At 55.9% G+C, this 17,932-nt stretch carries 2 protein-coding genes; both read right to left on the bottom strand.

Going from position 1 to position 17,932, the window contains the following annotated elements:
- Positions 1–162 precede the first annotated feature (162 nt).
- Positions 163–513, bottom strand: a complete 351-nt coding sequence (locus CLR69_RS04270; protein WP_129711156.1) for a hypothetical protein — start codon at positions 511–513, stop codon at positions 163–165.
- A complete protein-coding gene (locus CLR69_RS23285) occupies positions 513–17,915 on the bottom strand; it encodes a hemagglutinin repeat-containing protein (protein WP_165504373.1) in 17,403 nt (5,800 codons plus the stop codon). The genes CLR69_RS04270 and CLR69_RS23285 overlap by 1 nt, the downstream gene beginning before the upstream one ends.
- Positions 17,916–17,932 lie beyond the last annotated feature (17 nt).

Genomic DNA, 17,932 nt, shown 5'->3' with positions numbered 1-17,932 from the left:
AAACCGCCAGACCGCAGCTTAAACTCAGAGGCAAGTGCCTGGAAGATCTCGGCCAGCCGGTGATTGTGACCATTGAACACGGGCGGCTGGTAATTGAGACTGAACTGCGCTTCTGACGGTAAAGGTAAAAATACCGGTCTGTTTTACGAACTGGGATCTATCCTATCTAACCAATGTACTACTTTTTATTGATATATCTGGCCTCACTCGTATTTCAACTTTAATAATAAGCTCACCAGTAATAATTTCAGTGTGAAGATATTCACCTAATTTATCTTTTCTGATATTAAAAGAACTGACACCATCAATTGAGTTATATTGAATTTCATCCCCATTTAGCTTCATCGTGTACTGTATCCATCCTTCAACGACACTAAACGAAAAATCAATACTAAGTCCCTTGTTATCTTTAGCCATATATAAATAGCTTATATTATCTCGTTCAAAAGAGACTGGTTCACTTTCAAAAAAAGAGAGCAACTCAACCTCATCAGGTTTGTTTTCTATAAACATTATTTAGTTACTCCATTTTTCGGTATTGTGGTTATGAATCGATGGGAACCATCGCCAGTAATCTCAAAGGTACTTTCAAACATTGTTGCTTTACCAGAAGGCCCAATAAAGAAAGATTCTCTCACTTCAAAACTACCGTACTGATCAGTATATTTTTTCACAATATTGTTCGGGTCTTTTGTTGCTGCCGTAAAGTGCTCAGCAAGCATTGCATGTCCGCTCATATCATCAGTAATACCTAATCTCTTCATTTCTAAAGAAAGTTGATTTGTACGATCTAATGTATGGGCACTCCCGCTTGCTCGTCCAAAAAGATAATCAAACTTCTTCGCATCAATTACAGAGTTAGATATCGTCTGTATAGCAAGAGCATCAGGCACTTTCTTACCAGGTAAAAATATGCTCGCCAATATTCCGCCTGTCGCTTCCAGCGCAGCCTGATTGCCGCCATACGCCTGTTTTATCGTGTCGGCTACTGCTGACCAGGTTTCACTCTTCATCAGCGCTTTCACTGAGTCGGCTGCTGCCTGATTTTTACCTGCCAGATCGCTTAAAGCCTTATTACAATAACCATCTCCGACAGCACATGACGCTAGTGCCATCGCACCATCCGCAACATAATCTGTTCCACCTAATGCAGTATCACCAGTATCAGCGACTGCATTGATAATACTGTTCGCGATAGCCGATGTAGTACCTTCACCCAGCTTGTCACGTACCTGCTGCTTCCACCATTCAGCACTCTCTTTTACTGACTGACGGGCCTTATCACCCCTCAGCGAGTTATTCTCAACCGCATTACGCCCTGACTGCGCGCCGCTGGCGGCGGAGGCGGTGCTGTTGCCTGCCAGACCGGATACCAGCCCTGCGGCCAGCGTCGAGAGCGCGCTGATTGACTGTTTTTCCGCTTCCGTCAGGTCGTTCACCGTTTTGCCAGGGTATTCTTTGGCCATAATGGCGCGGGCGGCCAGCTCACCGCTGGAGGCACCTAGCGCTCCCGCTGCCGCATCCTGCCCCGACAACTGCGCGACCACCGCACCCACCACCGCGTGCGCCATCGCATTTGCCGCGATATCCGACGCCGTGGCTTTGCTCTCATCCTTCGGCATCGTGACATCTTTCACCAACTGTGCCAGATACGGGGATGCACCGCTGGCAATCGCTTTCTGAATATCCCCACCCGCCAGTGCCTGAATTGCCGCCGTCGCTGCCTGTGCCGCGCGCTGGAAATCGCTACCCGTGCCGTATTTCTGCATCTCGGCCTTGTAGGTCGGCGATTCCGTCAGCGCTTTTTTATAGTTCTCCCATAGCGCGACCGAATCACCGTCTTTCGGACGTTCTACTTTGGAATCACCTTTCGCTTCTGCGGCCTTCTGCGCTTTCAGCTCGCCTTCGGTGCGCACGATATCCATCACCTGCGCGCCGATTTCACCAATCAACTGCGCCTGTTTCAGGCGTTTCTGCTCTTTCTCTTTGTTAAAGATCGGGCTGAGCGCGTTGTTCGCGTGCTCAACGTCACGGCTCAGCGTGGCAATATCCTGCACCTGCTTCGCCGTATCCCGCAACAACAAGGTGCCATCACTCACCGCCGCATAGGTGGTGCTGGCGGCACTGCCGCTATTACCCAGCGACATCAGCGCCGAGGGTGCCGTCATCGCCAGCGTCGACAGCATGCTACCGCTCATCGATGGACTGGCGCTGAAACCAACGCCGCTGTGCTCCACCTTAAATTCGGCTTTATTGTTAAGCCCACTCCAGCCAAGCGTCCCGGTTTCCAGCCGATTTTTCTCAGCGCTAGCGGTGGAACCAATCACGGCAGCGTCAAGCTGCGTGTGTTCACCGGTTTTTATACCAAATCCGTCTTTACCGGCAAAGAGCCCTGTCTGCTGCTGCACACTATCATAATTACTGTGCATCTTATCTTTGCTGGCACTAAGGTAACCACTGCCAGTCATCGAGCCCCAGGTAAAACTCCCCCCAGCAGCCACACTGGTCTGTTTGGAATCATAGCGCTCACTGTCCTGCTGGCTTTGCAACAGTAGATTACGCCCGGCATCGACATCAATGCGCTCCCCGTTCACCTGCGCGCCAATCAACCGCGTGTCGCGATCGCTTTTTAACGTAACATGATTACCCGCATCCACCGTGGTTTCTGACCACGTGTTGCCCGTGCCGGTTTCCCGCCCTTTCGCCGCATTAACGTTAGCGAAAATGCTGAGCCCCGCGCTACCGTTGCTTAATCCCAGACTGATGCCGATATTGCCGCCGCTGCTGCTGTTCTTACCACTCAGCGCTTCACTGTTGCGGGCAGAGAGCAAGTGAATATCCTGCGCCGCGTTCATCATGACATCACCGCCCGCTTTAAGCTGGCTCCCCGCAACCGTGATATCTCCCGTGCGCGATTCAATGCCGATATCCCGCGTCGCATTCAGCGTCGAACCAAAGCTCTGCTTCTGTTCGCTCGTCTGGCTGGAACGTGAGTTCTGCGCCCCGAGAGAAATACTGACACCAATAAAAGAGGCTTCCCCTTTGTTGTTCAGCTCAGACTGACTCCCCTGATAGGCCTGATACCCAGCAAGCCCCGCCTTCATCCCCTGAAGCAGCGCCAGTCGGCCATCACTTTCGCTTTTTGCCGCCTGAATACTCTGCACCGCGCTATTGAGCGCCGACCCCACCACGCCGGAGAGCGCCACGGTCAGACCCGCACTTTTCTGCTCAAACTCCTGTTGCTGCTTACGCATGTCATAACCCGGATCGATCGTGACGTTGTTGCCTTGCAGGAGTATGTCTTTCCCCGCCACCATGTCGGTACCGCTGATCGTGACATCGTTGCCGGCCTTCACCGTCACCGAGTCTGTCGTACTACCGAGCGTGCTGATGCTCTGGCTTTGTGTTGCCGCCTGATCGCGCAGTTTTTGGCTGGTCGACGTCGAGCCGATGGTAAATCCAATCCCCCCACCGCTGAACAGGCCGCTTTTTTTCTTGCTGTGCTCTTCATAGTTCTGGTAGTTCTCTACGCTGGCAGCGGTGTTGACATCATTATTCGCCAGCAGCGTGACCTGCTTGTCGCCGACCACCGAGGAGCCTTGCAGATTGATATTCTGATTCGCCGCCATCGTGACACTGTCACCCGACAGCAGGCTGCCTTTCTCATCGGTTTGCAACGTTTCCCGCAACGTATGCGTCACCGTCTTCGAAAAGGCCTTTTTCTTGACTTTCGTTTCTTCAAAGAAGGTGTGCTGCGTTTCGGTCGCCGACAGCAGATTGATGTCGCTACCCGCCTGTGCCGTCACCGCACCACTGGCCACGCCCTGTGCCGCTTGCAGATTGATGTCTCTGCCCGCCTGCAAGTTCAGACCCTTGCCCGTCGTTAACTCAGTGCTCTGCTGAGTGATATTTTGCTGCCAGTCGGCATGACGGTTCCACCAGTTGCCGCTGTAGGTTTCTTCCTCTTCAGACAGTAGATTGAGATCGCGCCCTGCCGCCAGTGTCGCCGTACCTTTAGCATTCAGGCTGGCCGCCTCAGACAAGACATCTCGTCCTGCAACCAAAGTCAGATCGCCGCCGCTCAGTAATTGGCTGTTTGCCACCTCCTGCGTGCGACGCTGTGCCGTGCTACCGCCCTGATACAACGTCTCTTTCAGCGTATCTTGCGCAGTGAGGCGAATATCATTACCCGCCGCCAGCGACAGTGCCGAGCCGCCGGAAAGCTGGCTGGCATCGATTTGAATATCCTGACCCGCTACCGCTTTCAGCGCACTGCCTGCATTGACACTGCTGCCTTGTACGGCAGTATTCAGCGTGGTATTGCTGCTGCCCCAGCCGATATCCACGCGATTATTGGTCAGCGTCAGTGCCTCAATCGCCACATTGCCTTTGGCGTTCAGCGCCATATCCTGCCCGGCGTTAAGCGTAGCCGCCACGTTGCGGATATCCTTGCCTGCGCTGAGGGTCAAGCTGTTGCCTGCCACGATTTCAGCGGTTTTACCCAGTTCGGTGAACGTGAGCGAGCCAGTGCCGCTGCGCGAAGATGTCGGCTGCGCCGTCTGAAAATTACGCGATGCGGTCTGGTTGATGATGTCGCCGTTGATGCTGGCGAGCTGCAACGTATTGCCCTCAATCCGGCTGCCACTGTTGGTGATGTTGTTGAGCGCCACCAGATTCAGGCCACCGTCTGACTTAATCAGCCCGCCTTCATGGTTATCAATCTTGTCGCCGCTGGCAATCGCCAGCACCTCAACCGCCTTGATCGTACCGCTGTTGGTAACGCTGCCACCGGCGTTCAGCTCGACTTTATTCGCAACAATCGCGCTGCCTTGCAGGTTATTTTTATCCGCCTGCGCCAGATACAGCTTCGGCGCCAGCACGGTCTGTCCATTGACCTCGATATTTTCCCACCAGACCATACTCTGGCTGAGGTTAGCTACCTGATCCGGCGTCAAACTCACACCCAATTGCAGATTCATACCTTTCTGCGCCGCCGCAGCGTTATCCAGCAGCATTTGCATCTGTGACAGATCGGAACCAGTGCCATTCAGATGACGCTGCCCGCTCTGTTTCAGCACCGCCTGACTGATGTAGCGGGTATCAAACTCCGCATCTCCCAGAAAACGGTAGTCGTGATCCGCATCCAGATTCAGCTTATCCAGCAGGTAGGACGAGCCCAGCACTTTGTCGGTCTGCGTCCACTGTGAGCGCGTTTCAACCGGCACAACCGTTGATGGTTGTTGTCCCAGCAGCGTTTGCAGATCGCTGAACAGCGCATTGTCGACCTGCCCAAGTTGTTCCAGTTTCGGGTTGGTGTGGATCAGGTAACGGCTGTCCGCCTTGGGATCGACAACCAACAGTCCGTTATTGCCCGTCGGCAGCGGATACTCGGCGAGTGGATTAGTGCTCAGGTTTTGCAGGCCGCTGCCGATGGCGCTCAGCAAATCTGCGGCAGAAAGCGGCTGTGGCACAGAAGGCGCAATCCCACCTGGAACACTGTCTGCACTGACCGTCTGCTTCGGTGCGTCAACCGCGGCCATGCCCGGTTTCGCCAATGCGGTAGGTGACCCCACCGTGCCCGCGATCGTGACACCCGCGGCAGTATTGTCCACGGTAACGGGCGTCAGACCCTGTCCGGCATCAGGACGTTGGCCCGTCGACGTGAGCGCAACCGCATCAGGATGGGCGACAGGGCTGGCGTTGGGATCGGCTAACACCCGCGTATCATCATTTTTCAGCGTCTGCGGCCCTGCGGACTGCTGCCCCTGCGTCATCGGCGTAATGTTCTCTGCCTGCGCCCCCGCGTGCAGCGCGGTGCCAGCCTGCTGCGTCAGCGTGACCGCATCAGGATTGCTGACGTGACCGGAAGTAGAAGGCTGTAACACCACCGCATCGCCGGTTTTCAGCGTCAGTGACCCTGCGGCATTCGGTGCCGCTATCGCCGCGGTGATGTTCTCTGCCTGCGCCGCTGTTTGCAGCGTGGTGCCTGCTTGCTGCGTCAGCGTCACGGCTTTACCCGTCGCCGCTACGCCTGTGGCATTGCCCGCCAGCGCCGCCTGTCCGCTACCTGCTTTCGTAACGTCAACCGCCCCGGCGTTAAACGACGAGTCCTGGCTGGCCAACTGGCGCGTGGTCTGCTTCTGCAATGGCGATAGCGTGGTGATAGCATCCAGCACCGGTTTGGTAGACGCTGGCATAAACCCACCGCTGCCCGGCTGCAATGTGGTATTACTGATATCCTGTTTGAAATCGGCGGTAATAGTGCCGCCAGCCTGAATTAAGGCGTTATAGCTTTCGCCTTCGGTTTTTTCGATGGTTGGGGTGTTTTTCAAGGTATAAGTAAGATATGGGGAAAAATTAGCCAACATGTGATCAAAACTAGATGGTGTATATTTAACTTTTGAAAGCACACCATTTATATAATATTGTCCTGGCTTGTACTTATTATTTTCATATTGATATGTTAAATATTCTTTTATAATCCCAGTTTGATATGACTGATTACTTATACTATCTCCAATTAACTCTATGTTTTTTCCCGAAACAATCTGAGAAGCATCATTAATTAGGCGAGTTGAATTTATAGAGATATTACTTCCAGAATATATCCGACCATCATAACCTAGCACAGAGATATTAACTTCTTTATTTGCCATTATGATATTTTTAATATAAGCATTTTCGTAGGGAACATATAACGAAGATGATGGCTTCATACCATATACTATTGATTCATCACTAGAATATCCATCACCTCTATAAACAGATATGAAACTTACGATCCCATAATCCTCAGGTTTAAACCATTCGATCGGAATATTTGCCGTCGTTTTCCCCGCCCAATCAGGTACCGACTCCTCCGCCAACTTCGTTTCCGTCACCACAAATCCTTCACGCTGGTTAGTCAGCGTGCCGGTATTAATCGTGATATCGCCGGACTGGGTTTCGATGGTGCCGGAGCTGTTTAACAGCGAGGTGCTGGCCGTGCCTTGGTCGTCACGCTGAATGAGCAGATTATTGCCGGCCAGAATGGTGCCAAAGACGTTGGTGAGGGAATCGGACAGCAGGCGCATATTGCCGCCCGCATAGAGCATGCTGCTGTTATGTACTGCGCCACCCGCCTGAATCAGCAAGTCACTGGTAGTACCAATCAGTCCTTTATTATTCAGCGAATTATCGCTCACCAACGTCAGGTTACCGCCCGCCTGAACGCTGCCCGCTTCTACCTGAACGATGTCTTTCGCACTGATACGCGACTCGCCGCCGCCCGCCAAAATGTTGCCCTGATTGGTCAGCGTGCCGGTGCTAGTCAGCTGGACGGATTTGCCCTGCAACGTCCCACGCTGATCGAGGTCACCCGCGACGTTGAGCGCCAGCTGTTGCCCGGCGACCATGCTCTGGGTGAAGGTCAGCGGCCCAGTAATGTCGGCAGTCAGGTTGCCCAGCGCGACCAGTTGCCCGTCCTGTTGCAGCTCATTGGTTTTCAGGCGCAGATCCTGCGCGCTGTAGAGCTTCGCGCCCTGACGGTTAATCAGTCGCTGCGTCTGCAGCGCCAGCTGTGTTAAGCCCAGCAGCGTACCGTGGTTGTCCAGTTCGTCGGCGATAATCTCCAGTTCGCCAGCCTGCACCAGCCCGTTGTTCACCCACTGCGGGATTTTCAACGTCAGCTTGTCCTGCGCCATCAAGCTGCCCTGCTGAGTAAACTGGGCAGATTGCACTTCCAGCCCACGCCCTTGCAGCCAGCCGTGGTTTTCTACCGCCGCTGATTTCAACGTCGTGATGCCGTCGGATAGCAGTTGTCCAGACTGCTGGTTGACGATGCGGTCTGTCGTGTCCAACTGTAGCGCAGCGGTGCCCTGCACCGTGCCGCTGTTGGTTAAGGTATTGCCCGTCAGCGTGGTATTGGCGGCTTTTATCTCGCCCTGATTATTCAGCGCCGCCGCCTGCACGTTCAGCGTACCATCGCTACTCAAACGCGCCTGTGGCGCATTGCTGAACTGATTGGAAACAATCGCGTTAAGCGCGCTATTGCCACGCAGAGTGCCGTGATTAGTGAGTTCATCAGCACCTAGCGTCAGCGTGCGGCCCTGAACCTGTCCACGGTTAGTGATGTCATGCGCCGTCAAGCTGAGATCGCCGCCGCTGACAAGTTGGCTACCCTGCGCACCCTGATACGATCCGGTCAGTTGCAACGTACCACGCTGCACGCCCAGCAGATTCCCCTGCTGATCGAGGTCACGGGCTGTCAGACGCAATTCATCCGCTTGCCACAGTCCCTGATTGCTCAACACGCCAGTCGTGAGATCGCCAACGCCGCCACTGAGTAAACGTCCCGCCGCCAGATTATCGACGCGATCGGTCAATTGCAGCGTAAAGCCGCCGACCCCCGTCAGCGTGCCGCGGTTTTCCAGCGTCTTGCCCGTTAACGTCGCCGTGCCTTGCGAGAACAATTCACCTTTATTTTTTATCTCGTCACTGTTGAGCGACAGGTTGTTCAGCCCCGCCACGGTGCCATTATTGTCGAGCGATTCTCCGTTCAGCGTCAGCGTACCTGCCTGCCATAAACCGGCATTGTCTGCCCGTTTAGCATTAAGGGTAGCGACGCCTTTGCTGAGCAACTGGCTGCTTTTATCGCCGACATAACGCAGCACGTCGAGCAAACGCAACGCTTCGGTGCCCTGAATGCGCCCCTGATTGTCGATCTCACCAACCCGCAGTTGCAGGTCGTTAGCCTGTAGCGTGCCCGCGTTGGTAAGCGATCCGCTGTCAACACGGCCTGCGCCGTTGGTCAGCAGTTCGCCACCGGCGCGGTTAAGTAGTGCATCACGGTTGGTGACCGTCAGACCATTGATGCCCAGTACACGCCCGCCGTTCTCCAGTGCGCCCGTGGTCAATTGCAGCGTTCCCGCCGCTATCTCTCCGCTTTGCGTGACACGCTCAGCATTGATAACTCCATTCCCGTCGCTCAGTAGGTGGGATAAATCGGTTCCCTGATAAGTGCGCTGTAAATCGAGGCGAAGGTCATCCTGCCCAAGCAACGAACCGCCGTTAATCAGGTCGTTCGCGGACAGTTCCAGCGTTTTCCCCTGCCAGAACCCGTCGTTCACGATCTCGCCCGCCTGTGCCAGCAAGGTGTCATTGGTCAGTAGTTGACCATCTCTGCCAACCGTCAGGCCGTCTCGCAATTCCAGCGTGATGCCGCGCTCACCGACTAGCGTACCCTGATTGTTCAGCGCCCCACCGTTTAGCGCCAGTTCCCGGCTTTCCCAGCGTCCACTGTTGTTCAGTTGATTGCCGCGCAGCGTCAATGTGTCGGCCGTATGCAAGAGACCCGCGCCCTGATAGTCGCCACTGAGCGACAGTGCGCCGTCGGCAATCAGATTGCCCGCGTTGCGAATAGCCGCACTCTGCACCTCCATCTTGCCCACACCGGAGACCGTGCCCTGATTGTCGAACTGACTGGCGTTAAGCTGTGTATTACCACCAGAGAGCAGCGTGCCCTTATTGGTTAACAGGCTGGCGGGATTATTGCTATCCAGCATGACCGCTAACTCACGATCCCCCTGAATACGCCCGCGGTTGGTCAGCTGTTGTGCCTCAAACGTCAGGCGCTCTGCCTGCACGTCACCGTCGTTTATCACACTTGCTGCGCGTAAGGCGGCAATGCCCTGCGACAGGAGCGTACCGTTTTGCTGATTAGTCAGGCCGTGGGCTGTCGTCAGCGACAAGGCATTGATGCCGAAAATCTGCCCACTGTTGGTCAGGTCATTGGCGTGAAGCGTGATATCACCCGCCTGCCACTGCCCGTGGTTGTCAACCTGATCCGCCGTCAGCGTGCTGCTGCCCTGGCTCAGCCATTTGCCCTGATTGCGTGCCGTCCCGGCAATCGCCTGCGTCAGCGCATCCACACCCAGCATTTTTCCGCTATTATTCAGCGTCTGAGCGTCCACGGTCAGCGCACGGGCTTCCAGCGTGCCCTGCTGATCGAGGCCTTTCGCGATCACGCCTAACGTATTGCTGCCGCTGATGACACCGCGATTATCCAGCTTATTACGCAGATCCAATTGCAGATCGTCCGAACCCAACATCTGCCCGTGGTTGAGCACGTCCTCTGCGGTGACGCCTATCTGCTGGCTAGTCAGGCCGCCAGTGTTAGTCAGTGTACCGTCAAGCGTCAGTTGCAGGCTGCGCGTGCCGTTGATCTGGCCATCGTTAGTGAGATCGTTGGCGGTAATAGACAGCGCATGGCTGTTCAGCGCGCCCTGATTGTCGAGATGATTGCCGAGCTCCAGCGTCAGCCCGTTAACACCCATCAGAGTGCCGTGGTTGAATACGTCATTGGCCTTGAGCGTCAACGCATTGCTGCTGACGTCACGCGCGTTGTTCAGCGTCCCCGTCAGATTCAGAATCAGACTGTCCACGCCCGTGATATCGCCGCTGTTGGTCAGGTTGTTCGCGTTCAGCGTCAACGCATCACCGTACAACGCCCCCTGATTATCAAGACTATCGACGGCGGTCAGGTCCAGACGGTCGAGGCCGTTGATTTTCCCGCTATTGACCAGTCTGTCGGCCTGCGCGCTAAGCTGGTAGCTGTTCAGCGTCCCCTGATTGGTTAAGGTGTTATCCAGCGTCAGTTGAAGACCGTTAACGCCGGTGATATTGCCTTCATTAGTCAGTGTCTGTGCGGCAAATGCCGCATTTTCACTCCACAGCGTCCCCTGATTGTGTAACTCGCCGTTCGCCAGCGTCACCTTAAGCGATTTATCCCCCTGAATGTGCCCGCGGTTGTTCAGGTTTTGCGCGTCCAGCGTCAGGCTATCCGCCTGCCATTCACCGTCATTTGCTACGTGGGTCGCCTGCAATACCGCGATGCCCTGCGTGAGCAGCTTGCCGTTTTGCGCATTGTCCAGACGGTCCTTCGCCGTCAGCGATAGCGCTGACAACCCCAGTATCTGTCCGGCATTCGCGATCTCGTCTGCCGTCAATGTCAGCGTTTTCCCCTGCCAGAACCCGTCGTTAATGACCTCGCCCGCCTGTGCCAGCAAGGTGCCATTGGTCAGCAGTTGACCGTCGCGGCCTACGGTCAGGCCGTCGCGCAATTCCAGCGTGATGCCGCGCTCACCGACCAGCGTGCCCTGATTGTTCAGCGACCCACCGTTTAGCGCCAGTTCCCGGCTTTCCCAGCGTCCGCTGTTGTTCAATTGATTGCCGCGCAGCGTCAATGTGTCGGCCGTGTGCAACAGACCCGCGCCCTGATAGTCGCCACTGAGCGACAGTGCGCCGTCGGCAATCAGATTGCCCGCGTTGCGAATAGCCGCACTCTGCACCTCCATCTTGCCCACACCGGAGACCGTGCCCTGATTGTCTAACTGACTGGCGTTAAGCTGTGTATTGCCACCGGAGAGCAGCGTGCCCTTATTGGTTAACAGGCTGGCAGGATTATTGCTATCCAGCATGACCGCTAACTCACGATCCCCCTGAATACGCCCGCGGTTGGTCAGTTGTTGTGCCTCAAACGTCAGGCGATCTGCCTGCACGTCACCGTCGTTTGTGACACTTGCAGCGCGTAAGGCGGCAATACCCTGCGACAGGAGCGTACCGTTTTGCTGATTAGTCAGGCCGTGGGCTGTCGTCAGCGACAAGGCATTGATGCCGAAAATCTGCCCACTGTTGGTCAGATCATTGGCCTGAAGCGTGATATCACCCGCCTGCCACTGCCCCTGGTTGTCAACCTGATCCGCCGTCAGCATGCTGCTGCCCTGGCTCAGCCATTTGCCCTGATTGCGTGCCGTCCCGGCAATCGCCAGCGTCAGCGCATCCACACCCAGCATTTTTCCGCTATTATCCAGCGTCTGAGCATCCACGGTCAGCGCACGGGCTTCCAGCGTGCCCTGCTGGTCGATGCCTTTCGCGATAACGCCTAACGTATTGCTGCCGCTGATGACACCGCGATTATCCAGCTTATCACGCAGATCCAATTGCAGATCGTCCGAACCCAGCACCTGCCCGTGGTTGAGCACATCCTCTGCGGTGACGCCTATCTGCTGGCTAGTCAGGCCGCCAGTGTTAGTCAGTGTACCGTCAAGCGTCAGTTGCAAGCTGCGCGTGCCGCTGATCTGGCCATCGTTAGTGAGATCGTTGGCGGTAATAGACAGCGCATGGCTGTTCAGCGCGCCCTGATTATCGAGATGATTGCCGAGCAGGAACGTTAATCCGTTAACACCCGTCAGGGTGCCGTGGTTGAATACGTCATTGGCCTTGAGCGTCAACGCATTGCTGCTGACGTCACGCGCGTTGTTCAGCGTCCCCGTCAGATCCAGAATCAGACTGTCCACGCCCGTGATATCGCCGCTGTTGGTCAGGTTGTTCGCGTTCAGCGTCAACGCCGCACCGTACAACGTCCCCTGATTATCAAGGTTATCGACGGCGGTCAGGTCCAGACGGTCGAGGCCGTTGATTTTCCCGCTATTGACCAGTCTGTCAGCCTGCGCACTGAGCTGGTAGCTGTTCAGCGTGCCCTGGTTGGTTAAGATGTTATCCAGCGTCAGTTGCAGACCGTTAACGCCAGTGATGTTGCCTTCATTGGTTAGTGTCCGTGCGGCAAATGTCGCATTTTCACTCCACAGTGTGCCCTTATTGTCTACATCACCGTTTACCAACGTCGCCTTAAACGATTTATCCCCCTGAATGTGCCCACGGTTGATCAGGTTTTGCGCGTCCAGCGTCAGGCTATCCGCCTGCCATTCACCGTCATTTTCTACGTGGGTAGCCTGCAATACCGCGATGCTCTGCGTGAGCAGCTTGCCGTTTTGCGCATTGTTCAGACGGTTCTTCGCCGTCAGCGACAGCGCTGACAACCCCAGCAGCTGTCCGGCATTCGCGATCTCGTCTGCCGTCAATGTCAGCGTGTCCGCCTGCCAGTGTCCGCTATTTTCCAGCCGATTAGCCGTGAGCGTGCTGGTACCCTGACTCAACAATTTGCCCTGATTACGTGCGGTATCACGGATGGACAGCGTCAACGCATCCACGCCCAGCATCGTGCCCTGATTGTCCAGTGCATTTGCCTGCACCTGTAGATCGCGACTTTCTAGCGAACCCCGTTGATCGATCTGACTAGCGTCAAGCTGTGCCCGCTGGCTACCGCTAATCAGGCCACGATTGTGCACACCATCTTGCAGCGTCAAATGCAGGTCGTCACCGGAGACATCGCCCTGATTGAACAGGTCGGTCGCCGACAGCGTCAGCGCCGCCCCATAGAATTTGCCTTGATTCGTCAGTCGATCGGCAAGTGTCAGTTGCAACGCGTCAATCCCAGCCATCTCGCCGCCGTTGAACACGTTATCCGCCGTGATATCGACCCGTTGCCCCAGCAGCGTACCTTGATTATCCAGCGTCAGACCCTTCGCCTGAATGGTGTTTGCCCGCCAATGCCCTGTATTCGCAAGCGTCGTGCCGGACAGGGCCAACAGACCGTCCGTATTAAGCGACCCGCTTCCCTGATAATTCCCCGTCAGCGACAGCGATTTCACTGCCACCACAGCACCGGCATTATCAATCGACTCACCCGTCAAGGCCGCTGCACCGTTGCTGGAGAGCGAGCCCTGATTGGCTATTTTCGTGGCGCGCAGGTGTACGTCCCCACCTGACACCAGCGTGCCGCGATTGTCCAGAACACCACCGTTTTCCTCCACGCCCTGAGGTGAAACGCTCAGGCTAAGTTGCTGTGCATCCGCCGCCAGCGTTAACGCCATCGCCAGAAAAGACGGCTGGCGAAGAGTTCGCGTTGGCTCCACGATAATGCCGAGATCGCGATCGGCCTGAATCCGTCCCGTGTTAGTGAAACGTTCGGCCTGCAACGTCAGGTTATCCGCCAGCCACTCACCGTGGTTCTCCGCCAGAGCAGCCAGCAAGACCGCAGCCCCCTGCGTGAGCAGTTTGCCGCTCTGCTGATTGACCAGCCCATCGTGTGCCGTTATCGACAGCGCCTGAATACCGAACAGTTGCCCGGCATTGATCACCTCATCCGCTTCCAGCGTGAGACTGTCGGCCTGCAACAGTCCGCTATTGTCCAGTTGCTGCGCGGTCACCGTCGCTTTCCCCTGCGTCAGTACACTGCCACTGTTTGTGATATTCCCTGCGATAGCGAGCGTCAGCGCGTCCACGCCCAGAATTTTACCCTGATTGACTAGCGAGACTGCGTTCAGCGTGACGGCTTTCCCTTCCAGCGTGCCGAGTTGTTTGACGTCGCCTGCCTTCACTACCACCGATTGATTGCCGCTGATGACGCCCGAGTTATCCAACAGTCCAGTCGTATTCAACTGCAAATCATGAATACCCTGGATGTCGCCACGGTTGTTCATGCCTGATGCCGCGATAGATAGATTGTCGCTGCGCAACTCACCGACGTTATCCAGACGGTCAGACAACGTGATCCCCAGCGAATCAACGCCTACAACGCTACCGCGATTCGTCAGACGGTTCGCCGACAGCGTCACATCATTCCCCAACACTGAGCCCTGATTGGTGAACGACAACCCTTGCAGGGACAGCGCCCGACTTTCCCAGTGCCCGTCGTTAACCAGCGTGTCGCCCTGTAGCGTCAGCGTACCTGCCGTGTTCAGCAGCCCGCGGCCCTGATAGTCGCCGTGCAGCGACAGACCTGTCGCCGCCACCAAACGGCCGTCGTTAGTCAACGACATTCCGGTCAGTGCCGCGTGACCCAGACTGGATAGCGTGCCCTGATTATCGATTAGACGCGCAAACAACGTGGCGTCACCGCCCGTCGTCAATGTGCCACGGTTGATTAGCGCACCTTGACCTTCAGCGGCTGGTAGCGTCAGGAATAAGGCATCATCCCCCTGAATCTCACCGTCATTGGTCAGATTATTCGCCGTCAGCGTCAGGCGCTGTGCCTGCCATTCTCCGGCATTGACGACATCCGCCGCGGTGAGCACCGCCGTGCCTTGCGTGAGTAACTTGCCGCGCTGCTGATTGGTCAGCCCGTCGGTGGCCGTCAGCGCCAGTGAGGCGATACCGAAGATTTTTCCGGCGTTATCCAGCGAATCAACCTGAAGCGCGGCGTTTTTTGCCTGTAATAGCCCGGAGTTATCAAGCTGCTGTGCCGCCACCGTGCTGTCACCTTCACTCAGCAGTGTTCCCTGATTAGACAGGTTGCCGGTTATCGCCAGCGTCAGCGCGTCGGTGCCGTAAAGCGTTCCCTGATTGGTGAGATCAGCGGCCTCTACATAAAGCTGGTTACCTTGCAGAGTGCCAGTGCCTGCGTTATCCAGATTGCCGCTTAAGAAGAATGACAGGCTATTAATACCGCTGATGTTGCCGCCGTTGTTAAGCGCGCCACCGGTTGTCGTGAGGTTTAATGCCTGTAGCGTGCCTCGGTTTTCGACGTTTGCCGCCTGAATACGTAGCGTCTCACCGCTTAACCAGTCTCCGTGGTTGGTGAATGCATCAGCCACGGTCAGAGTCACCGCCCCCGGCGCCTGTACCTGCCCGTGGTTCGTGAGGGTGTTGGCCTGAATAGCCAGTGTATTACCCTGCAACGTCCCGACATTACTCATGGCATCGCTGACAATTGTCCAGTTCCCCGCCGTCAGCAAACTGCCACGGTTCTCCAACCGAGCGACCGTTATCTGCCCATCGCCAGTAATACTGGTTTTACCCGTATTGAGCCATCGTTCGGCATTCATCAGGAACTGCTGTGCCTGAATCGAGCCGTCAATCTCAGCCTGTCCGGCGTTCAGCGTCAGTTCGGTGCCCGCGAGCAGCGTACCGCTGGAGGATTGCGTCAGTTCATGGGTAGCATTGAGATGCAGCGCGTTATCGGCCTGCATCGTCCCCTGATTAGCCAGGGTTGCGGTGTGCAGTTGTAATTCAGGTGCGGTGAGCGTGCCGTTATTGCTAACGCTGTCGGCAGTTACCTGTAAGGCACTACCTGCCTGCATCAGGCCACGGTTATCCAGCGTTTGCCCCAGCGTCAGCGCCAGTTTTTCACCCGCGCTGAGCGTGCCGCTATTCAATACACTGCCGCCATGCAGCGCCAGCATCTGCTGCGCGTTGATGGTGCCGTGGTTTTCTGTCGTTTGACTGGTCAGATCGAGTTCATTAGCCATCACCTCGCCCTGATTGGTAAACTGACGACTTTGCGCGGTAAGCGCCGTAGCTTGCAGCTTCCCGCCGTTGTTGATGCTGTCGGCCAGTAAAAACAGCTGATTATCCGTCAGGATCTTGCCCTGATTGGCAAGCGCAGTTTGCAACTCAAGCCTGATATCGCCACGCGCACTGAGTAAGCCAGTATTATCCAGTCGGTTCGCATTGACCGTCAGGCGTTCTGCGGCGGCCAGCGTGCCGCCGTTAGCCAGGTAAGTGCCGCTGAACGTCAGCCCCTCCAGCGAAGCGATATCACCCTGATTATCCAGCGAATCGACAGCCAGCGAGATCGTTTTCCCCGCTAACGTGCCACGCTGAACGACATTCCCGCCGTCAACGTTCAGCACGTTACCTGCGGTCAGATTTCCCTGCCAGTCGCCGTGCTGCGTGACGCGCACCGTCGCGCTGTTTTTTGCCTGAAGCTGCGCGCTGCCTGCACCGTTGAGGTTTTTTGCCTCAAGGTGAATCGTGTCTGCGTCCGCCATTCCCGCCAGCGATACCGCATCTCCGCGCACATCAAGTCCTACATGCGCCTTAACCCCACTTTTCGCATCCTGCAACAGTGACTTACCCGCATCGACCGTGACTTTTCCCGCGGAAAGCTGGGTATTACCAAGAGTGACGCCGTCACTTTTTAGCGATAATTGATTGGCGGATTTGACAGTCCCCTGTGGATCGACGCCCGCACTGATAAGGCTATTTTGTGCAGTCAGCTCACCGCCGGATTGGAGAGCGATATCCTGCCCGGCACGCAGCGTGGCGTCCTGTAGCGCAATATCCTGTCGGGCCTTCAGCGTCAGGGCATTCCCCGCCTGCTGTTTGCCCTGTAGCGCCAGCGCGTCTGCGTCCGCCTGAATCGTTCCCTGCGCTACGGCGTCACCGAGGCTGAGTTTACCGTTGGCAGACAGCGTGATATCACCGCTGCGTGCACTGAGGTTGCCGACGTTCACACCCACGCCTTTATCACTGGAAACCAGCTTGATGCGGTTGGTATACATCCCGCCGAGTGCGCCAGTATCTAACGCGACTTTTACCCCATTAACTGAACTGCTATCCGCCGCCAGTGCCGTCACCTTACCCGTCGCGTCAACTTGATTGGCCCCTAGCACAATCAGTGCGTCGTTGGCATTCAACCCGGCATTAATCTGCGCGGTACGGGAAATCAGGCTGAGGTAGTCGCTCTTGCTCGCATCCAGCCCCTGCCCAGTCAACGTGATATCACCGCGTGTCACGTCGATACGCTGCAAATTACCCTGCGCATCCAACTGGGGTTTCCCGGTGGTCAACGTCACCTGTGGGGTATTGATAAAGCCGCAGCCGTCACAGGTAATCCCGTTCGGGTTAGCAACGATGACGCTAGCCTGTTTACCCCCCACTTCCAGGTAGCCTGCCAGCGTGCTGCGATTGGTCGACACCACTTCGTTAATAATGGCGTCAGCCGCTTTCCCATTCAGATTGGGGTTATTCTGGATCAATCCGCCAAGCTGGGTGGGATTAAGCTGTTCCGTACCGTTATTCAGGATCAGACCAGGCTTATCGACGTTAAAATCGTGGTACTGGTTGTGGGAGATCCCCGCACTGTTTGGCGTGGCAATGTTAATGACGGGCACGCCATTGCCAGCCTGATCCAAAGCAGTGTTGCCCGTTGCAACCTGCACGCCTGCAGCCATTGCGGGAAACAGCGGCTGAAACGCAATGAGGTGGATCAGCGTATACGCCAGCAGACGCTGTGTGGTTTTTATTGGTTTCATCCCTGATCCCCTTACTT

Source organism: Pectobacterium zantedeschiae, assembly GCF_004137795.1.
Classification (GTDB): domain Bacteria; phylum Pseudomonadota; class Gammaproteobacteria; order Enterobacterales; family Enterobacteriaceae; genus Pectobacterium; species Pectobacterium zantedeschiae.
The sequence above is the reverse complement of the archived record's forward strand: the minus strand, read 5'-3'. Positions and strand labels throughout refer to the sequence as shown.